General features: G+C 61.8%; 16 protein-coding genes. 4 read left to right on the forward strand and 12 right to left on the reverse strand.

The genetic code is table 11. The features are described from left to right. Positions 1 to 117: 117 nt before the first annotated feature. The 11 genes from pknB to JFX23_RS02600 form a co-directional block, all read right to left on the reverse strand. Positions 118 to 2,127, reverse strand: coding sequence for a Stk1 family PASTA domain-containing Ser/Thr kinase (gene pknB, locus JFX23_RS02550; protein ID WP_198775585.1), 2,010 nt, complete (start codon positions 2,125 to 2,127; stop codon positions 118 to 120). Next, positions 2,100 to 3,824 (reverse strand): serine/threonine-protein kinase, encoded by a 1,725-nt coding sequence (locus JFX23_RS02555; protein WP_198775586.1) that lies wholly within the window; start codon positions 3,822 to 3,824, stop codon positions 2,100 to 2,102. Before JFX23_RS02555 ends, pknB begins: the two co-directional genes overlap by 28 nt. Continuing rightward, complete coding sequence (locus tag JFX23_RS02560; protein ID WP_005962914.1) at positions 3,821 to 5,275, reverse strand: peptidoglycan D,D-transpeptidase FtsI family protein; 1,455 nt, start codon at positions 5,273 to 5,275, stop codon at positions 3,821 to 3,823. Before JFX23_RS02560 ends, JFX23_RS02555 begins: the two co-directional genes overlap by 4 nt. Next, positions 5,272 to 6,669 carry an FtsW/RodA/SpoVE family cell cycle protein gene (locus JFX23_RS02565; RefSeq protein ID WP_198775587.1) on the reverse strand — a complete coding sequence of 466 codons (1,398 nt, stop codon included), beginning with the start codon at positions 6,667 to 6,669 and terminating at the stop codon, positions 5,272 to 5,274. The genes JFX23_RS02560 and JFX23_RS02565 overlap by 4 nt, the downstream gene beginning before the upstream one ends. After that, positions 6,669 to 7,985, reverse strand: a complete 1,317-nt coding sequence (locus JFX23_RS02570; RefSeq protein ID WP_198775588.1) for a PP2C family protein-serine/threonine phosphatase — start codon at positions 7,983 to 7,985, stop codon at positions 6,669 to 6,671. The genes JFX23_RS02565 and JFX23_RS02570 overlap by 1 nt, the downstream gene beginning before the upstream one ends. A 1-nt stretch (position 7,986) precedes the next feature. Beyond that, entirely contained in the window at positions 7,987 to 8,478 is a 492-nt protein-coding gene (locus tag JFX23_RS02575; RefSeq protein ID WP_198775589.1) for an FHA domain-containing protein FhaB/FipA, read from the reverse strand. Next, entirely contained in the window at positions 8,475 to 9,179 is a 705-nt protein-coding gene (locus JFX23_RS02580) for an FhaA domain-containing protein (protein WP_005962921.1), read from the reverse strand. The genes JFX23_RS02575 and JFX23_RS02580 overlap by 4 nt, the downstream gene beginning before the upstream one ends. Positions 9,180 to 9,432: 253 nt before the next feature. Beyond that, positions 9,433 to 10,395 (reverse strand): class 1b ribonucleoside-diphosphate reductase subunit beta, encoded by a 963-nt coding sequence (nrdF, locus tag JFX23_RS02585; protein WP_198775590.1) that lies wholly within the window; start codon positions 10,393 to 10,395, stop codon positions 9,433 to 9,435. Positions 10,396 to 10,794: 399 nt separating this feature from the next. Next, on the reverse strand, positions 10,795 to 12,108 hold the full coding sequence (locus tag JFX23_RS02590) for an alpha/beta fold hydrolase (RefSeq protein ID WP_198775591.1): 1,314 nt from the start codon (positions 12,106 to 12,108) through the stop codon (positions 10,795 to 10,797). A 177-nt stretch (positions 12,109 to 12,285) separates the two neighbouring features. After that, positions 12,286 to 12,612 carry a branched-chain amino acid transporter permease gene (locus JFX23_RS02595; RefSeq protein ID WP_198775592.1) on the reverse strand — a complete coding sequence of 109 codons (327 nt, stop codon included), beginning with the start codon at positions 12,610 to 12,612 and terminating at the stop codon, positions 12,286 to 12,288. Further along, on the reverse strand, positions 12,609 to 13,724 hold the full coding sequence (locus JFX23_RS02600) for an AzlC family ABC transporter permease (RefSeq protein WP_233050511.1): 1,116 nt from the start codon (positions 13,722 to 13,724) through the stop codon (positions 12,609 to 12,611). Before JFX23_RS02600 ends, JFX23_RS02595 begins: the two co-directional genes overlap by 4 nt. A gap of 277 nt (positions 13,725 to 14,001) precedes the next feature. Between JFX23_RS02600 and JFX23_RS02605 the strand changes: the two genes are divergently transcribed. The 3 genes from JFX23_RS02605 to JFX23_RS02615 all read left to right on the forward strand — a co-directional run bounded on the left by JFX23_RS02605 (position 14,002) and on the right by JFX23_RS02615 (position 16,592). Beyond that, positions 14,002 to 14,877, forward strand: coding sequence for a ribonuclease H family protein (locus JFX23_RS02605; protein WP_198775593.1), 876 nt, complete (start codon positions 14,002 to 14,004; stop codon positions 14,875 to 14,877). Further along, on the forward strand, positions 14,874 to 15,110 hold the full coding sequence (locus JFX23_RS02610; RefSeq protein ID WP_198775594.1) for a YdeI/OmpD-associated family protein: 237 nt from the start codon (positions 14,874 to 14,876) through the stop codon (positions 15,108 to 15,110). The genes JFX23_RS02605 and JFX23_RS02610 overlap by 4 nt, the downstream gene beginning before the upstream one ends. A gap of 231 nt (positions 15,111 to 15,341) precedes the next feature. Continuing rightward, positions 15,342 to 16,592, forward strand: coding sequence for a Fic family protein (locus tag JFX23_RS02615; protein WP_233050512.1), 1,251 nt, complete (start codon positions 15,342 to 15,344; stop codon positions 16,590 to 16,592). Positions 16,593 to 16,660: 68 nt separating this feature from the next. Here JFX23_RS02615 and JFX23_RS02620 read toward each other — a convergent pair whose 3' ends face one another. Continuing rightward, positions 16,661 to 19,057, reverse strand: a complete 2,397-nt coding sequence (locus JFX23_RS02620; RefSeq protein WP_198775595.1) for a S9 family peptidase — start codon at positions 19,055 to 19,057, stop codon at positions 16,661 to 16,663. A 469-nt stretch (positions 19,058 to 19,526) separates the two neighbouring features. Here JFX23_RS02620 and JFX23_RS02625 point away from each other — a divergent pair, with 469 nt between their 5' ends. Continuing rightward, positions 19,527 to 20,483: a patatin-like phospholipase family protein gene (locus JFX23_RS02625; protein WP_198775678.1), complete on the forward strand. Its 957-nt coding sequence runs from the start codon at positions 19,527 to 19,529 to the stop codon at positions 20,481 to 20,483. The last annotated feature ends 64 nt before the right edge of the window (positions 20,484 to 20,547 follow it).

Raw genomic sequence — 20,547 nt, forward strand, 5'->3', positions numbered from 1 at the left:
GACCGAGGGCGAAGGAGGAGCGAGTCGAGAGCACTGAACTCGAGGGGTGCGCCTCCGTGGCGGCGCACTTCGAGATCAGCCCTTCGGGCCTTTCATAGGTGGGAATTCATAGGTGACCTAGCCGTTGTTGTTCTGTCCCGGCTGATTCTGGTTCTTCGGCTTGGGGCCCTTCGACACGGTGAGAGACACATTCGAGTTCTGAGCGACAGGGGAACCCTCCGCCGGGTTCACCGCGATGACAGTACCGGCGGGCTGATCCTCGGAGTACTCCTCGGTGACGGTGACGCTGAGTGTCAGCCCCTGGAGCGCTGCGATGACGGAGGACTTGTCGTAGCCGACGATGGTATCGGGGATGGTGACCTTCCCGGAGGAAAGAGTGATGGACACGGACTCGCCCTTGTTCACGCTTGTCCCGGCCTCGGGTGAGCTGAAGAGGACGAGGCCCTCGCGCTGGGATGCGTCGTCGGAGGTGAGGACGGAACCGACTTTCAGGCCCTTCGCAGCCAATGCCTCACGCGCCTGATCCTGCGTCATACCCGTGAGATCAGGGACCGCAACAGACTTCGTGCCGGAGGAAACGGTACCGGTGATCGTCTGCCCCTTCTTCACCTTGCTGCCGGGTGAAGGATTGACCTGTGCGATCTTGCCGTTTTCCACGGTGTCTGAAGCGACTTGGTCGGAGGAGAGCTGCCAGACTAGGCCAAGGGCTTCAACCGCTTGTTTCGCCTCTTCAGGACTCATGTTGATGAGGTTGTCGGGAACGATCACGGAATCGGAACCGCTGGAGATTTTCGCTTTGACCGTGGAACCGGGAGCAACCATCGTTCCAGAGGGCGGGTCGGTCTCGACCACGGAGCCCTCCGCGACGGTGTCAGAGGGGACTTTCTTCGGATCGATGGTGAAAACAAGACCCACAGCTTCAACCGCTGCCTGAGCGTCCTGCTGGGTCATATTCACGAGGTTGTCGGGAACTGCGACTGTCGCATTCGACTTCGTCGTTGATTGCAGGGCGTACCAGATGCCGCCGATCAGTGCGAGAGCGACGAGGATGAGAATGGCGAGGACAAGAACCTTCTTCTTCGACTTCTTCTCCTCGACCTCCTCGGGCTCTTCACTCACCGGGGCGATCGACGAGGTCGCCGTAGCGACGGGCTGGAAGGCGGTGGAGGGCAAGGTCTGCGTGGGGGTGCCCTGAGCGGAGCTGCCCTGTGTGGGAGTGAGAGTCTGAGTCTGCGCCCACACTGCTGTTTCAGGAGCGTTCACATTGCCCCCACGTGAAGCTCTCATGAGGTCAACGAGCATTGATCCGGCGGAGGAGTAACGCTGTTCACGGTCCTTCGCAAGGGCCTTCATGACGACACGGTCGAGGGCTTCTGGGATGTCCGGGGTTACAGAGGAGGGGGTGGGTGGCAGCTGCTGAACGTGCTGATAGGCCACGGCCACTGCGGAATCCCCAGTGAAAGGCGGTCGGCCGGTGAGCAGTTCGAAGAGGACGACACCGGTTGAGTACAGGTCTGAGCGCGCATCGACTTGCTCGCCCCTGGCCTGTTCGGGCGAGAGATATTGCGCGGTTCCAACCACGGCGTTCGTCTGCGTCATTGTCGCCTGAGAGTCGGTCAGGGCTCGGGCGATGCCGAAGTCCATGACCTTCACTTTGCCATCGCCGGTGAGCATGATATTGCCCGGTTTGATGTCACGGTGGACAAGGTTTTGGGAGTGAGAGTATTCGAGCGCTGAAAGGATGCCGGAGACGATGGAGATCGCTTCGTTGATCGGGACGGGAGTGCCATCGGAGAGGAGTTCCTTGACGGTATGTCCTTCGACGTACTCCATGACGATGTAGGGCACCGAGATGCTGCGTCCGTCCGGGCCGGTGACGGTTTCTTCACCGGTGTCGTACACGGACACGATATTCGGGTGATTGAGGGAAGCAGCAGACTGCGCCTCCCTGCGGAAGCGCGCCTGGAAAATGGAGTCCCTCGCCAGGTCCGAGCGGAGCATCTTGATCGCGACGATCCTCGACAAGCGCGTGTCGAATCCGAGATGCACCTCGGCCATTCCGCCGTGGCCGATAAGAGAACGCACCTCGTAGCGGCCTGCTAGACGGTGTGCCATGGGCTCAGCCATGTGGGAACCTCCTCGAGGGTGGGGGCTGTGGCGCCGATTATCGACGACAGGGAACCGAGCAAGTGGTAGAGCGCGAATCCGCCGAGGGCAAGAAGCGCGAGGACGAGAAGAAGGACGAGGGCGAGGCGCAGAAGTTTCCGCGTCAAAGGAAGCGGCGGTGCGACCTGTGAACGATTGTACGGCGTTGGCGCGATCGGCCTCGGCACGTGAGAGGCGATGCTGTTGCGGGACACAGAACGCCAAGGCGCGGCTGCGGCTCCTCCGGGCAAAGCCGATGGGTCGGGATAGGTTCTTCTCCTTGAACGTGAACGCCGCAGGGGCGGAAGAGTTGCCGGGTGCTTCTGCGCTTGTTGAGCGGGGGAATGGTGGGAGGAAGCTGGGCGAGCATCGCCCTGGTGCGGGAGACTGGGAGTAGCACCCTGCTGAAGGTAGGTGGGGTGAGCGGCGCCTTCTTCGGGGGAAGGCCTGCCATGAATATCTGCCATCTGGCGCGCACGGGCACGCTCATTCAAACGAGCCATGAGCATGGCGCGGCGTTCCTGTGCAGAAGCCGACCCAGACTCTGAAGCATCCGCGTGGGCGGATGGGGACGAACCTGGAGGAACCTGGGCCGCACGCTCATTCGCAGCAAGCTCATTCGCAGGAAGCGGAGAGGGAACGGGAGCAGTATTACGACTGGTTGAGATCTCAGGGACAGGAGGGGTTGCCGGAGAATCCACAGGCTCATCCAAAGCGGCAGGGACCCGGAGAAGATCCTCGGGAAGAGTCCTGCGCTGAGTGTGAACAACCGGTGACACCGCTGGGAAAGCGGCACGAGGAGTGGATCCAGAAGGATCGGGCAGGGCATGTGGTTCAACGCTGATCCCCATGGCCTTCGCAGCACTCGACAATTCCCGAACCACGGCGAGACCCGAATCGGGGCGCTTTGCAGGGTCCTTTTCCAAAAGATGAAGGATCACATCGGCGAAGGGCCTGGGGACGTCGTTCGGTAGCGGCGGAACAGGATCATTCACATGCGAGAAGGCGATATCAACCTGAGTATCCCCGGTGAATGGCCGATGCCCCGCCGCAGCCTCATATGCGATGACCCCGAGGGCATACAGATCCCCAGAAGAGCTTGCCCTCTCACCCATCGCCTGCTCAGGAGGCAGGTACTGGGCGGTGCCCATCACCATCCCCGCGGCAGTCAGATCAATCTGATTCACGGCCCGTGAAATGCCGAAGTCCGTCAGCTTCACCATCCCATCAGGACGGACAATGATATTCGCCGGCTTGATATCACGATGAACAACCCCAGCTTTCGCTGCTGCCCCGAGGGCCATGGCGATCTGAATGAGAATCGGGAGCAGATCCACCGTCTGGATCCTCGAGCCGCCACGCAGGTAATGAGTGAGCGGCAGTCCCTCCACGAGCTCCATAATGATCCAACCGCGCCCGTTCTCCTCCCCGGAGTCTTGCACATTCGCAATATTCGGATGCTGAACGCTCATCGCGTTCAGAGCTTCAATACGCAGACGCGACAAAGACAATTCCTCGCCGGCGAACTCAGAGCGCAAAACCTTCGCCGCAATGAGCCGACCAGTAACAGAATCGCGCGCCTTCCAGACCTCGCCCATACCACCTTGAGCGATCGGGGAGAGTAGCATGTACCGGCCGCCGAGCAGCTGGCCGACGCTTGCTGTGGGATGAGTGCTCATCGCAGCCCCGCTTCCAAAAGGGAACGGGCGATCGGGCCAGCGACATCGCCGCCATGAGGTGCAGGATCCGCGTCATCGCCCTCGACGATGACCGCGAAAGCGATCTGTGGATCATCAGCGGGCGCAAAACCCACGGCCCAGGCGTTCGCTTTGCCGTCGATCCCGGTTTCTGCAGTGCCGGTCTTCGCGGCGACCTGAATATTCCCCATCGCCATTGACTGGCCGGTACCGTAGGGCGCAGAGACGACACCCTTCATCATTTCAGTGATCGACTGTGCAATCTCCGGCGTCACCGCCTGTCCAGCGGAAACCGGGGAAGTCTGAGAACGGACCACCAGGTCCGCGTCGACGACCTGGGAAATGAGGTAAGGGCGCATCAGCGTCCCCTTATTCGCAATCGCCTGGGCGACGCGCGCCATCTGCATGGGCGTCACCTGAACGGAGAACTGGCCGATCGAGGACATTGCGAGTTGTGCGGCATCGGTCTGCTCGGGGAATACCGAGGGCGTGACCGGCAGGGGGATCGACTCAGCACTGCCGAAGCCGAAACGGGTGGCAACATCCGCGAGTTGCTCATGGGTCAGGCTTTGGGAAGCGATGACGAAGCTCGTGTTGCACGAACGGGCGAAAGCTTCCGACAGGGTCGGCTGCCCATCCCCACAGGTCTGCGACTCAATGTTCGACACGCTTGTCTCCGTGTTCGGCAAGAGCGTCGAAACCGGGGAATCCAAGGGGGTGTCAGGGTTTGCGACGCCGTTTTCCAGGAGCGCTACCGAGGTGAGGATCTTGAAAGCTGAACCCGGAGCGTAACGATTCCCACCGATCGCGCGGTTCACGAGTGGATCATTCGCATCTTCGAGGAGCGCCCTGTGTGCTTCCTCAACGACTGCGGTGTCGAAAGCCGCCAGAGCATTCGGATCGTAGGAAGGTGAAGAATACAGCGCGAGAACGGCTCCGGTCTTCGCGTCGAGGGCGACAACTGCGCCCTTGCGTTCTCCGAGCCCCGCTGCCCCTGCCTCTTGGATCGCAGGATCAATCGTGAGGACAAGGCCTCCGCCCTGACGGTTCGCCCCGCTGAACAGGTTGCGCAGGCGCTGGGCGAGGAGGGCTTGGGCCTGCCCGTCGAGGACGGACTCAGCGGCGGCCTCAAGCCCCGTGGCCTGGGAGAAGGCAGGGGAGAAGTAACCAGTGATGGGCGCATACAGCGGACCATTCGCATAGGAGCGTTGGAAACGCTGAGAGTCCTCCATTTTTGAAGAAGAGGCGATCGCGGTGCCATTGACAATGATGGGGCCGCGATCGGTTTCCGCTGCGTGAAGGATCGTGCGTTCATTACGCCCATCGGCATTGAGACTCGGAGCCTGGAAGAAGTGCGAGTTTGTCGCAGCTAAACCCAAGAAGGCGAACATGACGAGGATGACGATGAAGAGTCTTCGCAGCTGCTGGTTCATTCGCTCGCCTCCGCTGCTTCAAGGGACGGGTGAATACCGGAGTTCCACGGTGCGGGGGATGCGGCGCTTGGACGGCGAGCTGCATCAGACAGGCGGAGTAAAAGGGCGATGGTCAGCCACGATGACACCATCGAAGAACCGCCGGCCGCGAGGAAGGGAGCGGTCAGACCCGTCAAGGGGATGAGGCGCGTGATTCCTCCAAGGACGACGAACACCTGGATCGCCAGGGAGAACGACAAACCTGTTGCGAGCAGTTTTCCAAAGCCGTCACGAACAGAGATCGCTGTGCGCAAGCCGCGTTCAATGAGGATCAAGTAGAGGACGAGGATTGCGAGGAGTCCTGTGAGGCCAAGTTCTTCGGCCAGGGAGGACAGGATGAAATCTGAGTTCGCCAGGGGGACGAGCTGCGGGTAGCCCCGCCCCCACCCGGTTCCCATCAGACCGCCGGAGGCCTGTCCGAAGAGTGATTGCACGAGCTGATAGGAGCCGCCGACCTGCGTATATACATCCTCGTCGAGGGCGTGCAGCCACACGTGGAAGCGGTTCGCAACATGGGGGAAGACCTGGACCGCGACAAGGACTGCAGGGGCGAACATCGCGAAGCCAATGACGAGCCAGGATACGCGATTCGTCGCCACGTACAAGATCGCGACGAAAAGTCCGAAGAAGAGAAGAGAAGTGCCCAGGTCCCGCTGAAGGACGAGGATCAAAATACCGATCAGCCACACCACAAGAATCGGCCCCAGGTCGCGCGCCCTCGGCAATCGCATTCCGAGGAACTTTCGCCCCCCGATCGCAAGATTGTCCCTATTCCTCACCAGGTATCCGGCGAAGAAGATCGCCAAAGTGATCTTCACAAGCTCACCGGGCTGGAAAGACACTCCGGCAATGCGGATCCACACTCGCGCCCCGTAGGTCTCCACTCCCAAGCCGGGGACCATGGGCAAAAGCAGGAGAAGCAGCGACAAAAAACCGAAGGTGTAGGTGAAGCTGCGCAGCCTGCGGTGATCCTTCACGAGGACGAGCACGATCGCAGCGAGGATGATCGCGACTCCCACGAACATCAGCTGACGCATCCCCACAACCGCTTGATCGAGTTGTTGGTAGGACTGGTCAAGGCGGTAGATCATCGCCAGGCCCAGACCCGTGAGCGCGACCGCGATGGGCAGAATCACGGGGTCGGAATAGGGCGCGAGGAAACGGATCCCAAGTTTCGCGATGAGGGAGATGGCGAGGAGGATTCCGATGTGTTGCAGGAGATTCGCTGGAAGCGCTCCCGTCCTGTTGATACTGGTCAGTGCATACCCGCCAATGCCGACCGCAAGGGCGAGCAGCAGGAGGAGGAGTTCGAAGAATCGACGCGGGCGCGTCGGGGCGATCGTCACGGTTGCCATCAGACCTTCACCGTGCTTCCCGACAGTCCGCTGTCAATCCTTGAATGCACAGACTGCACTCTATCGGGGGAAGTACTCGTCCCGGACTGTGAGTTTTCAGTGCCCTCCCCGCTCGTCTTCAATGATGAGCGCAACTGCGCGAGGTACTCGTCGATCTGTTCACGAGAAGACCTCATGACGGGATCTTGGAGACGTTGACGGTCCACGGGGGACAAGTCTTTCAAAGCAATATCCGTCACTTCGATCGAATGTGAGAACTCCCAGGGGCCCAAGGACTGGGGGATCCCCTGGTGGACGACGACGTATCCGTCCTGGCCGATCACGTAATACTGGCTCTGAGTCCACGCCCATCCGCCCCAGCCCGCGACGGCGAGCACGAGGGCCACCAACGCGGTGATAAGGAAAGGGAGCCAGGGCCTTCGCTTCTCTTCAAGATCGAGGTCGTCCTCGTCAAGGTCGCTGTCCTTCTCTTTCCCGAGGGCTGCGGCGCGGGCGGCCGCACTCGAGCCTCCGCGCGAAGCGGCGTTGCGGTCGAGGGCTGCGGCTCCAACGATCTGTGGGGGCGCAGGGGGGAAGGCACCGGAATTGACGACGTCTGCGACGACGCAGGTGACGTTATCAGGGCCGCCGGCGCGTAAGGCCAGGCGGATGAGTTCTTCAGCGCACTCTCCCGGATCCTTGATCTCGGCGAGGACCGAGCCGATTGTTTCTGGGGAAACGACTCCGGATAAACCATCGGAGCACAGGAGCCAGCGGTCGCCGAGAACGGCTTCGCGCATCGTCTCATCAGGAGTGACATCCGCCTGCGAATCACCGAGGATACGCAAGACGACATTACGATTCGGATGATGCTCGGCCTCTTCAAGGGTGATCTGCCCGGTTTCGACGAGGTATTGGACGAAGGAGTGGTCCGTCGTCACTTGCGTGAGGGCCGCACCTCGTAGGACGTAGGCGCGAGAGTCCCCGATATGCACCATCGCCAGTTTGTTCCCTGAGCGCATGATCGCAATGCACGTCGTGCCTAGGCCTTCGAGGTCGGGGTCGCGTCTGGAACGTTCCGAGAGCTCATCGTGCGCATCCATGAGGGCATCGCGCAAGAGGGCCAGCATTGAGTCTGCAGTGTGGGTGTCGGTGTCGAGGGGGACGAGGTGGGCGAGGGCGACGGAGGAGGCGATATCCCCACCCGCAGGTCCTCCCATACCATCGGCGAGGACCAGCAGGTTCGTACCGGCATAACCCGAATCCTGATTGTTCGAACGGACAAGGCCCACATCGGAGCGGGCCGCTGCGTGGAATTCGACCGCTGGCGTCGCCATGTCACTTCACCAGTTCGAGGGTCGTTTGCCCGATGCGAATAATGTCCCCTGCTGTGAGGAGTCTCGGTTCAACGAGCCTTTCATCGTCGACATAGGTCCCATTACGGGAACCAAGGTCTTCGATCCACCATCCGCGCTCAGAGGGTTGGAGGCGCGCATGACGACTGGAGGCGTACTCGTCTTCGAGCACGAGAGTGCAGGCGGGGCTCCGCCCGATCACGACGGGCGCGCCGCTCAGGGGCAGCATCGTTCCCACGAGGGGGCCGCCGGTCAGGAGGATGTGATGAGGGGTTTCGCTCACGCCCGGTTCCTGACGTCGGCGCTTACGCGAGTCTCGACGACGCTGATCAGCTTCTTTGCGTCCTTTCCCTCGCGGAGTGACCACTGTGCCGAAGATGTCCCGGCGTAGTGTGTGTACAGCGCCGAGGACGAGGAGCCACAGGAGGATCAGAAAAGCGAATCTGAAAACGGTGAATGCAAGATCTGTAGTCATTGATCACCGTCCGAGTCCGGGTGGGTCCAGAAGTCGATGGGGGTCCGACCGATCACGATTCGATTCCCATCGAGCAGGGTCGCAGCGTCGATCTTATGGCCTTCGACGAAGGTGCCGTTCGTCGAACCGAGATCAGTGGCGATCACGCCGGTCGGCGTGATGCGCAATTCAAGATGGCGACGTGAAACACCCGAGTCGTTGACGACAATGTCGGCTTCGGTGCCACGGCCGATAACCGTGACGGGTTCGGTGAGGAGCCACTTCTCACCGTCAACGTCAATGATCGGGTGAGCGGGGGAGGGTGAGGACGCGGTCGCCGGAGCTGCGGGGCCCCGACGGTTCGAAGACTCGACGCGAAGCTGGCCGGTCTGCTCGGTGTCATCCACCGCGAAGTCGATGTGCACGGGGCCCAGGAGCGCATACCCATTCGCCGTGGCATGCTCGGTGGCTTGGAGCGCGAACTCGTCGGCGAGAATCTCCAGATCCGCTTCGAGTGAAGCGAAGTCGGAGCGTGCCGCGTAGACGACGAAGTGGTTGGCCGCGATCGTGCGTTCAGGCGAGAGCTCCTTCGCGGAGTCGTCCATTGAACGACGGATCGCAGAGTTGACGTCAACGGGTTTGATCCCCGACCGGAACACGCGCGAGAAGGCGCTGTTGACGCCTCTCTCTACGGCGTTCTCGAAGCGGTCGAAGATGCTCATGGTGGTACTCCTCTTTTCTTCCCGCGCCGTGATGGTTGCGCAGAGCGTTCCTTCGCATGAAGCGAAGGCGCGGATCAGAAGCAGGACGCACCCGATCAGGGACAGTTTAACCGTCAAGGTGACCTTGAGGGGATTCACAACGAGTGCGCTGTCGGGAAATCGGTGCTTCTTCGCGTGAGAACACGGGCTGTTAAGGGGTGGAACTGGACGGAGGCCCGCAGACAGGCCGGGCCTCCGTTTCGTTCGAAGAGGATCAGAAATCCCAGTCGTCGTCCTCGGTGTCGACGATCTCCCCGATCACATAGGAGGAGCCGGAACCGGAGAAGAAGTCGTGGTTCTCATCGGCGTTCGGGCTCAGGGCCGCGAGGATCGCCGGGTTCACGTTCGTCTCATCGGAGGGGAACAGGGCTTCGTAGCCGAGGTTCATCAGCGCTTTGTTTGCGTTGTACCGCAAGAACTTCTTCACGTCCTCGGTCAGACCGAGCGGATCGTAGAGGTCCTCGGTGAACTGTTCTTCATTCTCGTAGAGCTCGTACAGGAGAGAGTAGGTGTAATCCTTCAGTTCATCGCGTCGCTCCTGAGGCGATTCGGCGACGCCCAGCTGGTATTTGTAACCGATGTAGTAGCCGTGAACGGCCTCGTCGCGGATGATGAGGCGGATCAGGTCAGCGGTGTTCGTGAGCTTGGCGTGCGCCGACCAGTACATCGGAGCGTAGAAGCCCGAGTAGAAGAGGAAAGACTCGAGCATCGTCGAGGCGACCTTACGCTTGAGCGGATCATCACCCTCGTAATAGGACTTGATGATCTCAGTCTTCTTCTGAAGGGGCCCGTTCTCCTCAGACCAGCGGAAAGACTCATTGATCTCCTCAGTTGACAGAAGAGTCGAGAAGATTGAGGAGTACGACTTCGCGTGCACGGATTCCATGAAGGCGATATTCGTCAGGACCGCTTCCTCGTGCGGAGTGCGGGCGTCGGGGATCAGGGAGATCGCGCCGATCGTACCCTGCAGGGTATCGAGGAGAGTCAGGCCCGTGAACACGCGGTTCGTCATGAGTTGCTCGGCGGGGCGCAGGGTGTTCCACGAGGGGATGTCGTTCGAGAGCGGGATCTTTTCGGGCAGCCAGAAGTTCCCTGTCAGGCGATCCCAGACCTCGAGGTCCTTCTCGTCTTCAATGCGGTTCCAGTTGATTGCCTCGAACACCGACTCAGCGCTCACTCGTCCTCCAAATTGTGATTCGGCGCCGCAGCGCCGCGTACCGGCAAGCCTACCTGCGAGCTCAGAGGAGAGGGAGATGAGCCTGTGCCGCGTTCCTCACCTTCTCCTCGCAGTGCGAGTGGAGGGGGTTGCGAGTGGGCGAGTGTCGTGTCGGTGGCACTCTTCTTCCCGTGCGTGTTCGTGGCTTCCCCGAATCGTGAGTGGAGGGGTTTGCGGTAAAAGGAGGGGTTGTATCCCCTCCACATGTCGTCAACCCCTCCACTTGGTTGGGGCACCCCCTCCGCTTGGTTAGAGGCTATGTGTCTACTTGCGCGGGAGACCCTCCACTCAGGTGGGGGAATGGCTCCACTCAGGCGGGATCCCGCTCAGCCAGTGAACGCCTCCAAGGAAGTGGGGGACTCAGTCGCGAAGGAGCTCGAGAAGATGGGCGAAGACCTTCCCAGAAGAGGCGCGAAGGCCGTCATGCTGGTATTCGTTCGTGATCCAGGTCCGGGTGTTGCGAACCGTCTGGGCGGTCGCAAGGGAGAGCTCGCGCGGGACGAACATATCCTCCTCGTAGACCGCGGCGGCGATCGGAACCTCGTTGGCGGCGAGGCGCTCGGGCGAATACACCGCAGGCCAGTCCGTGCGCGCAGCGAGGATATCGCTCGTACCCGCCAGAGGGACGAGGGCGAGGTCCTCATCGAAAATGCGGCGCATCATATGCTCCCCGGTCAGGTAATACGGTTCGGAGGCATCCAAAGGATCGGCATCCTTGGCGAATCCGGGCACTTCCTCGGCAAGACGATCAGCCGACCAAGCGGTCGCCGTTCCCGCAAGCTCCGGAGTCGCACACGCGTAGATCGCCTCCTGGAGCACGCCGTACATGGGGTTCATCGCGACCTCCGCGGCCACGCCCTCGAGAAACTCTAAGGAGAGGCGCCGCTCGCCGCGAAGCGTGACGAAGGGGCCTTCGAGCAGATAGTGCAACATGTCCGTTCGGCTTTGCATCCCCAGGCTCATACCGATCATGCGCAAGCGCTCGCTCGAGAGGCGCTCACCCGTGGGCAGCAGCTCCTCCGTGTCCCGCACATGGGCTGCGACCTCGCGGATCTTCTGCTCGTCACCCGGGTAGCGCGAGAAGTAGAAGCGGTTGCGCGCCGCAGTCTTCTCATAGCTCAGACGGTAGATGTCATCGACATGGACGAGGCCGGGAAGGCCGCCGGTCACGAGGGAGGCCTCGACGGCCTCCGGCGCGGTCGACAGGTAGGCGAGAGTGAGGAAACCGCCGTAAGACTGCCCGAGGGTCGTCCACTTCGCGCCATCGGTGATCTCAGCGCGGAAAGCCTCGGCATCTTTGATGATCTGATCTTGACGGAAGAGCATGAGATGGTCGGCGCGAGCCTGATCATCGGTCAACTCCTGGAGGGCTTGCCAGTCCATACGAGTGGACTGGCCCGTGCCTCGTTGATCGAGGAGCACGACGCGGAACTCCTTGAGCGCCTCGCCGATCCACCCATCGCGGAAGTCTCCTTGACGCGGCCCCTTGCCGCCCGGACCTCCTTGGAGGAATACGAGGTGCGGGAGCTTTTCCCCGCCCGGGCGGATGATCTCGCGGGCGAAGATCTCGATCTTGGGGTTCGTTGGGCTGAGCGGCTTCGAATGATCGAGGGGGACCTCAAGACGATGCTCGTGGACGGTGCAGGAATGCTGAACGTAGGTCGTCGTGCGCATGGGGGAAGCCTAGCCGTACTCTTCACGGAGCTTGGGTGCGGCGCGCATCGCTTCGGGTGCTGTGCATCGCTTCAGGTGCTGTGTATCGCTTCAGGCAGCGCCCAATTGTTCAACAGGGTGGCGCCCAGTTGTTCAAGAGGGCGGTGTCCAATCATGCAAGAGACAAGGGTGGTCCTCTTAGAGGTTGATGAAGAGCACGTAAGACAAGGTCCCCGCCGCAATGCTCACCATCATGCGGCGCCCGCCCAGCAGATGCGCCGCCACTGTGATGGCGCTCGCCGCGATGGTCGCCCAAGCTTTGCCCGGTGCAGAAACGAGGCTGGACTGGACGGAGACAATGGCGAGGACGAAGAGGATCCCCGCGGGCATCCACACTCCCATCGTCCGTACGAAACGAGACTCGCGTAGCGGCTCCAGAATAAGGAAGGGAATGGCGCGCAAGCCGAGGTCGACGAGGAAGACCACGAGGAGCACCGCGAGGATGTATCCGAGCGTCGGAGTCATGAGCGCACCTCCGGCTCACCCTCCACTGATTCGACGCCGTCCGCACGGGCGGGTGAAGGGACGTTGTCCTCGCCTAGGGGTGAGGCGACTCGATCCCCGTCCGCACAGGCTTGCGAAGCGCCCTCGTTCCCATCTGCGCAGGATCCGGCGTACTCCGTGTCGGACTGTGAATCGGCGTCGCCGTCCTCCTCAAGTGGGTGAAGGCCCTCGTCCGCGCTTGCAGGAGTAAGGCCCTCGTCCGCGTGTGCCGGAGAAGGGGCCTCATTGAGCAAAGAGAGGTCCTCGTGTGCCGGAGAATGCTCCTCGTCGAGCAGGGGAAGATCCCCGCGCGCCCTCAGCCATACGAATCTCGCAGCCAAAAGTCCCACGAAGATCAGCAGCGAGGTGATGAGCCATTGACTCGGAGCGATGAACCAGGCGAGCGTGAGGGCGAGACTCGCCAAGAGGACGGAGGGAATATCCGACAGTGAGCGCGCCGCCTCCAAGGTGAGGGCGATGAACATGGCGACGAGGGCGAAATCGAAGCCCTCGATGGATGCGGGGATGAGGGAACCGAGTGTCAACCCCGTCAACCCCGAACACATCCACAACCCCTGCAAGAAGAGCTGCATGGTGAGAATGCGGGTGTGCGTCCACCCGGGGCGTGACAAGGACAGCGCATAAGCCTCGTCGACCAGCGCATACGCCGAGTAGAAGCGCCCGAGCTTGGTGCGCACGAGCGAGATCGGGAAGGAGAAGGCGTAGAACAGGTAGCGTGAGTTCACGAGGAAGATCGTCACCGCAATGGAGGCGATGGGAGTTGCCGAGGCGATGAGGGAGACGAGGAGGAGCTCCGCCGATCCGGAAAAGGCAGCGATATTGAGGGCCACCCCGATCCAAGGGGGCAGACTGGTCTGCGAGATCAGCAGGCCGTAGGCGATGCCCAGAGGGACGTACCCTAATGCGACAGGAGCGGTGATCCGCACGCCCTCGAGGATCTCGTGACGCTTCGACCTTGCAGGTGCTGGAGCTGAGGCGGGCGCCCCTTGAGCGGGGTCGAGCGGCGGCGTGGCGGAAAGGGACATGAGCCCATTGTGTCTATGCCGCCCGATGGGGGCCAGCGGCATCGTCATGTGGACCCTCCACACCTTTCGCAGCCTTCACAACATCTTTCGCTCCTTCACACCTTTCATGTCGTCAATCATTGTTCGAAATCCGTGATCGCTGAGCGTGGCGCCCTCTCACTCCTGTGTCTTAGGCTCCTGTCCGCCTCCTTGTGTCCCTCCGTCTGTTCTGGCCTCTGCTCGCCTTGTTTGGCCCCTGCTCGTCTCGTTTCGTTCAGGAGTGTCCTGCTTCGTCCCCGCTTTTCGCGCTCGCGGTGACCTACGCGCCCTCGACTAGCATGACCCCATGACAATCACCGCAGCCGCAGACGGCTCCTCGCTCGGAAACCCCGGACCCGCAGGCTGGGCGTGGGTCGTTGACGAGGACCGCTGGGACGCGGGCGGATGGCCCGAAGGGACGAACAATCTCGGTGAGCTCACTGCCATCCTCGAAGTACTCAAAGCGACCGAGGCCGCAGGCCTCGCGGGCGAAGACCTGCATATCCTGTGCGACTCCCAGTACGCGATCAACGTCGTGTCGAAGTGGAGGATCGGCTGGAAGAAGCGCGGATGGGTCAAAGCCGATAAGAAGCCGATTAAGAATCTTGAACTTATCCAGCAGATTGACCGTGCCATTGAGGGGCGGCGCGTCACTTTCGAATGGGTGAAGGGCCATGCCGGGCATGCGCTCAACGAACTGGCCGATGAGCACGCCCGGGCCTGCGCCGAAGAGTACCGGGCGGGCAAGGTTCCCTCCCGAGGACCCGGTTTCTCAAAGTCTTCGACCTGCGACGAGGACGAGGCCCCTGATCAGGTGAAGGCTCTGGATGCGGGCGGTTCGGAGCCTGCGCTTGAGGGAGCGCAGGCGGTGATCGCCCTCGAAAAGAGGATGATCCTCGCGTGGACGAGGGGTGACGCCGAGGCTTTGAGAGGCCTCGAGGCCGGGGATACGACGCGGATTTGGCCGGATGGGCGAACCTCACAGGGCATGGGCGGCCCTGCTCCGGCGGGCCTGAGCGTCAGCCCAATGAATGTCGTCGAAGCGGGCGGCGCCTGGTGCGTGCGCTACACGATCCGTTTCGAGGGCGGTTCCAGCGCCGAAACATCCCTCTGGACACCCACTGACACTGGCCTGAAAATCCTCCTGCACCAATCGACCCTCGTCTCCGAGAGGTCCCGATGACGCTGATGCGACCCCTCCAGGAGATGCCCGAGGACATCGCCCACCTGCTCGGCGAATGGGGGCTACGCCAGGACTACGATGCCCGCCCCGCCTACCAGCGCAATGACTACCTCGCGTGGATCGCGCGCGCCAAGCGTCCCGCGACTCGAATGAAGCGCATCGACCAGATGCTGAGCGAACTGGAGGCGGGCGGCGTCTACATGAAGATGCGGCACGCGCCCTCCGAGCGCTGACTGCGCCCTTTGCGTCCGGTCTGGCTCTGCCAGCCGTGTCGGACTCGTCAGTGAGGGCATCGCCACCGAGGCGCGTGTGTCAGATGCGAATTGGGCTTTCTGAGGGAGGAGAACGAGTTCCTGCTCAGGAGATGCGCATTCATGGTCATCTTCATCTGCTCGATGTTCAACAAGTGGTACTTGTTCGAAATAAATCATCTAGCCATGTTCAACAAATGCACATTGTTGAACATGGCTAACCCTCTTATGTGCAACAAGTGCCTTATGATGAGTGTTGTGGATCTTGAAATGTTCAACAACAGCGCCATGGGTGAACTCGTTGAGATCAGCGGCTCGGATCCGATCTCGGGCTCATGGACGCATAAGGCCTTCATTCCGATCCCCCTGAGCGACGAAGAACCGCCCCTGTCCGCTCAGAGTTACCGTGAAGTCGCGGCAGCCGGGCGTGAACTCGCCTCCCTTGACGCGACAGCGCGTCAGCTTCCACAGCCATACCTCCTTCGTCTCCCCTCGTTGCGAGCTGAAGCGCAGGCGACTTCAGCCCTGGAAGGCACATACGCTCCTTTGGACGCCGTGCTCACAGCAAATGAAGCCGCCCCCACGAGTGTGGAGATGAGGGAGGTCCTCAACTACGTCACCATGGCTGAGACTGGCTATGCCTGGGTCGAAGAAGGACGTCCAATCACCCTTGGACTGTTGGAGGACCTCCAAGGGGCTTTGATGCGGGGGACTCCTCTGGAAGAAGAGTCCGGTCACTTGAGAGAAGGACAGGTGGTCATCGGACGACGCGACCTCCCAGATCCGCACGATCCTGCGATCAAGGGCTCCCGTTTCGTGCCGCCCCCTCCTGGAGATCGCCTGCGGGCCGGAGTCGAATCCCTGCTCGCATGGATTGAAAGGGATCATTCCGGCAAGATCGACCCCGTCATTGAAGCCGGAATGGCTCACTACCAGTTCGAAACTCTTCACCCCTTCCGTGATGGAAACGGCAGGCTCGGACGCTACCTGATCGTCCTCACCCTGCTTCGCAACCACTTGCTCTCCGAACCGACGTTGACAGTCTCCCCCTGGTTCGAAGCAAGACGAGGCGAGTACTACGACCGACTCCTCGCAGTCAGCACCGAGGGTGATTGGGATTCCTTCCTATCCTTCTTCGCCAGAGGCCTGGCCCACTCGGCGCGTTCGACCCGAGAGCTCATGCTGGCGCTGGCGGACGTCCAAGGGCGTCTGAAGGAGACCGTCAGCGCCTCGAAGTTGCGTTCGGCGAAGGCACTCGAACTCGTCGATTTTGCGGTAGCAAATCCGTCCTTCACTGCGAAGATGGTTCAGCGTGCGGTGGGCTTGTCGTATTCGCGAACGAACAATCTGATCGGACAGTTCGTCGATCTGCGGATCCTGGAAGCCCATGAGGGCGAGGGGAACCAGCGCGTCTTCTGGGCTCCTGAAGTCCTCCGCATCCTTTTGGCGGGGCGCAATCGATAAGACCGTGCAGCAGGGGGTGAACAGCAGGTCGCCGACCCCTCAAAGAGGTTCGGGCCCCGATGAAGGGCTCAGGCCCCGATCCCCACTTGCCCAAGGGCGAAAGCAAACTCTTCTGCGCGCGCCGCCCAATGCCCCTCACGACCCGAGGGGCCGGCATGCCCGGCGACCATCTGCGTGCGCAGCACGATCGGCCTGGCGTGAGCGAGTTCGGCGTCCTCGTGAGCACCGCTCGCCTCTCGCAGACGCAGCACCCACTTTGTCGGCTCAACGAACTCAACGCGCGTGTCATTCACCGAGGTCGTCGCCATAACCGCCGGAAGCTCAACCCCGATCGGCACATTCTCATAGGGGGTGTAGCCCCTCATGAGGGCATAAACCTCGGGGCTTTCAATGGGATTGCCCCACTCCTCCCACTCGCCGATCGTGAGCGGCAAAGAAGGATCAAGGATCGTCGTTAGAGCATCGACGAAGGGCACTCCCGCGACGATCACGCGGTAGCGATCTGGCGCCATGTTCGTCACCGCGCCCATGAGAAGACCTCCCGCGCTGCGCCCTTCGCCAATGAGACGCCCCTTCTGGACCCACCCGGAGGACACGAGCCACTCGCCCACATCAATGAAATCCGTGAAAGAATGGGGTTTTGCGAATTCTTTGCCGTCCTCGTACCAGGCGCGACCGAGCTCACCACCGCCTCGAACATGAGCGATCGCGAAGACAAGGCCGCGCTTAAGGAGCGGCAGACGCAGGATCTCAAACTCAGGGTCATAGGAGACCTCGTAGGCGCCGTATCCGAGCTCCCAGCCAGGGTTCGTCCCATCAGGCACGACATCGGCCCGGTGCACCAGCGTCACCGGGATCTGCGTCTTCTGGTCACGGGCCCGAACCCACACGCGCTCCTCGACGTAGGCGGAGGCATCCCACCCCGGGGCTTCGGCCACTTTCAACACCCGCTCCTCTGCGCTTCGCGGATCCACCTGCACGACGCGCGGCGGCTGGATCTGCGATTGCACAGAGACGCGGAAGAACTCATCGTGAAACCTCGGGCCGTTGATGGACTGGATCGTGCGGACAGGCACATCCGTTTCAACGAAGCGGCCCGGCCCCCAGGCTCTGGAAATCTCCTCAGCATCCAGGAAACGAGGACGAGGCCCCTGCCCCTGCCCGAGAGGCACTTCGCGCATCCTGTACTCGAGCTGTGTGAGCGACGCGGAACGCATTGTAAGGACGCAGAACCCGGCATAGGCCTCGACGTCGAGGATCCTTTCACCCACCTCGGGCTCGCGCAGGCAGATCCAGGTCGAAAAAGGCGCGAGGACGCGGTCGGCGTCGCCTGCAGCCCAAGCGACGCTCCCAGGGGTCGAGGCTGTGTTGTCCTTCTTGGCGTGCCCAGAGGTGGCGAGTGAACCCGAAGCAGGCTCTGTGCCAGGTGCCCGATTCCCCAGAGCCGATCGGGAGAACTCCGGGCCCACGGTCTCGAAACGATCCTCAAGATCAACGGGGATCGGCGCCGCAGCCAAAGAGCCCTCCCGCGTCGACGCAGTGTGAACAATAAGGAAGTGATCGCCCGCAGACTCGAGGGACACCATCACCCCGGGCCTCGGCTCGACGATTGGCAGCGGCCTTCCGCACGGAGTGAAAGGCGACCACGCCCACGCCTTCCCGGAGGTCGACGATACCGATGCGATAATGCCAAGATTCGGGTCTGCGCCAGTGGAGATGCCCATCTCGAAACGCTCATCCGGCTCAACAAGGAGTAGACGGTCCTGCCCCTGAGCGGTCCCAAGGCTGTGATGCCAGATCTCGCATGCGCGCCAGGCATCATCCACCCCGACGTAGATGAAGGAGGAAGAATCCGCGGCCCAAGCGAAGCCATAGCCGGCATCCACCACGGCCTCGTCCACGGTCGTCCCACTTGCGACCTCGCGAATCAGCCACTGGTATCTCTCATCCCCGGAAAGATCACGAGCCCAGGCGATGAAACGACCATCGGGGCTGGGCACAATATCGGCGACGCGGAAGAACTCATGTCCCGCAGCCTGCTCGTTCTCATCCAAAACGAGCTGCTCTCCGGGCAAAGGGGAGTTCACGGCGGGCTTTGGGGGAAGCGAGTCGGCGCTCAGCGGCGCACTCGGATCTCCGATCGCCCTCACGCGGTGGTGGGTCGCGTAGGACGCGCCTTCACGCCACCGGTGAAAGTACCAGAAATCGCCTTCGCGCACGGGCACGGACACGTCATCAAGCGCAGCATGCCCCTTCACCTCGGCGGCGATTCTCTTCGCCAATCCCGCGGTGGGTGCGCAGATCTCATCCGCCCACGCATTCTCCGCGTCGAGGTGTGCCAGGACCTCGGCATTGTCTTCGTCGCGCAGCCAATCCCAACCGTCGTCGAAGTGATCGCCGTGAATGTCGCGCACGCGCAAACCGAACTTCTTTGGGGCGCGGGGAGGGCGGGTCGTTTCAGTCATGGCCCGAGACTACCGAAGCCCTCGGGCATCTTCGGACTCGGAGAACGGGGCGGCCCTCGACACCACAGCACAGGTCCGTGAATCGGAAGGGTCTGGCGGAGCCGTATCGGCATGGGGTGTGCCAATCCGAAGGATTTGAGCTGTCAGCACCACACCTCAGCTCTCTTCTTCCGGTACAGATTGGAGGAGGAGCTTCACTCATCCGAATGCCCTTCATGCAGAAGAGCCCCCAGGCACAGCAGCCCACAGATGAGCCCACGCACAAATCCCCCTTCATACAGGAGAACCCCTGGCCCACACTCATCAAATAGAGCCTCGTTGAGCGTCCTCCAAGCTGCGGGAATAGGCTCGATGGGTGTCCGAAGCGATGAATGTCCCAGAATCCACGCCCGCGCCCACACAAAGCGGCGCGGGGAATCTTTCAGAGCCCACCTTCACTCCTGCGAGACGAGGCGCGCACGAATCCTCGATGCGCCTTGAAGAGCATCTCTGCCAGGAGAATGGAGGAACGCCTCGGAGCAGGAACGCAGTCGACCCGGGTCTTGCACCGAATGTGCTCGACACAGCCCTGGTTTTCGAGGGCGGAGGCATGCGCAATGCCTACACGGCGGCAGTCGTGGCGGAGTTGCTCGCTCAGGGAATCCACTTCGGCCACGTGTCGGGCATCTCGGCTGGCTCCTCGCACCTGTGCAACTACGTGTCCAGGGATGCCGCGCGCTCGCGCCGCACCTTCGTCGACATCGTGGATGACCCGGATTTCGGGGGCTTTTCGCACTTTCGTCAGGGGCGCGGCTTTTTTAACGCGGAGTACATCTACGAGCGCATCTGCTACCCCGAGGGCGCGATCCCCTTCGACATCGACACTTTCGCAGCAAGCCCGGTGAAGACCCGCGTCGGAGCATTCAACGCCTCCCGAGGTGAAATGCGCTGGTTCACGAAAGAGGAGATGTCCACGCTCGAGACTCTGGGGCCGAGGGTACGCGCCTCCTCCACCCTTCCGATCCTCATGCCCCCGGTCATCATTGAGGGCGACACCTACGTCGATGGTGCGCTCGGCCCGAATGGCGGCATCGCCTTGGATGCCCCGATGCGCGAGGGCTACCGAAAGTTCCTCGTGATCGCGACTCGTCCGCGCAACTATGTGAAGGGCCCGCTGCGGCCCGCCCTCGGTGCGGCGCTCAAAGCGAAGTTCCACACGCTGCCCACCGTGTACGAGGGCGTGGCCCGCCGTCCCGCACGCTACAACGCGGCGCGCAAGAAGATGCTCGAGCTTGAGGCCCAGGGGCGCGCCTACCTGTTCTTTCCCGAGTCCATCACCATTTCGAATACGGAAATGCGCAAGGAGCGCCTCGAAGCGAACTATCTCGCCGGTCAGGCGCAGATCCGCAGGGAGATGCCCGCGATCAGGAGGTTCCTCGGGCTCTGAGGGATCTGGGGAGTTCGGGTGCTCTGAGGGGGTGCACAAGCGTCGAGTGCTCCGAGAGGTCTGG

This window comes from Schaalia cardiffensis (assembly GCF_016405145.1).
GTDB lineage: Bacteria > Actinomycetota > Actinomycetes > Actinomycetales > Actinomycetaceae > Pauljensenia > Pauljensenia cardiffensis.

Coding starts and splice junctions, on each gene's coding strand:
- pknB (WP_198775585.1), bottom strand. CDS start 2,127: ATGGCTGAGCCCATGGCACACCGTCTAGCAGGCCGCTACGAGGTGCGT.
- JFX23_RS02555 (WP_198775586.1), bottom strand. CDS start 3,824: ATGAGCACTCATCCCACAGCAAGCGTCGGCCAGCTGCTCGGCGGCCGG.
- JFX23_RS02560 (WP_005962914.1), bottom strand. CDS start 5,275: ATGAACCAGCAGCTGCGAAGACTCTTCATCGTCATCCTCGTCATGTTC.
- JFX23_RS02565 (WP_198775587.1), bottom strand. CDS start 6,669: ATGGCAACCGTGACGATCGCCCCGACGCGCCCGCGTCGATTCTTCGAA.
- JFX23_RS02570 (WP_198775588.1), bottom strand. CDS start 7,985: ATGGCGACGCCAGCGGTCGAATTCCACGCAGCGGCCCGCTCCGATGTG.
- JFX23_RS02575 (WP_198775589.1), bottom strand. CDS start 8,478: ATGACTACAGATCTTGCATTCACCGTTTTCAGATTCGCTTTTCTGATC.
- JFX23_RS02580 (WP_005962921.1), bottom strand. CDS start 9,179: ATGAGCATCTTCGACCGCTTCGAGAACGCCGTAGAGAGAGGCGTCAAC.
- JFX23_RS02590 (WP_198775591.1), bottom strand. CDS start 12,108: ATGCGCACGACGACCTACGTTCAGCATTCCTGCACCGTCCACGAGCAT.
- JFX23_RS02595 (WP_198775592.1), bottom strand. CDS start 12,612: ATGACTCCGACGCTCGGATACATCCTCGCGGTGCTCCTCGTGGTCTTC.
- JFX23_RS02600 (WP_233050511.1), bottom strand. CDS start 13,724: ATGACGATGCCGCTGGCCCCCATCGGGCGGCATAGACACAATGGGCTC.
- JFX23_RS02605 (WP_198775593.1), top strand. CDS start 14,002: ATGACAATCACCGCAGCCGCAGACGGCTCCTCGCTCGGAAACCCCGGA.
- JFX23_RS02610 (WP_198775594.1), top strand. CDS start 14,874: ATGACGCTGATGCGACCCCTCCAGGAGATGCCCGAGGACATCGCCCAC.
- JFX23_RS02615 (WP_233050512.1), top strand. CDS start 15,342: ATGGCTAACCCTCTTATGTGCAACAAGTGCCTTATGATGAGTGTTGTG.
- JFX23_RS02620 (WP_198775595.1), bottom strand. CDS start 19,057: ATGACTGAAACGACCCGCCCTCCCCGCGCCCCAAAGAAGTTCGGTTTG.
- JFX23_RS02625 (WP_198775678.1), top strand. CDS start 19,527: ATGCGCCTTGAAGAGCATCTCTGCCAGGAGAATGGAGGAACGCCTCGG.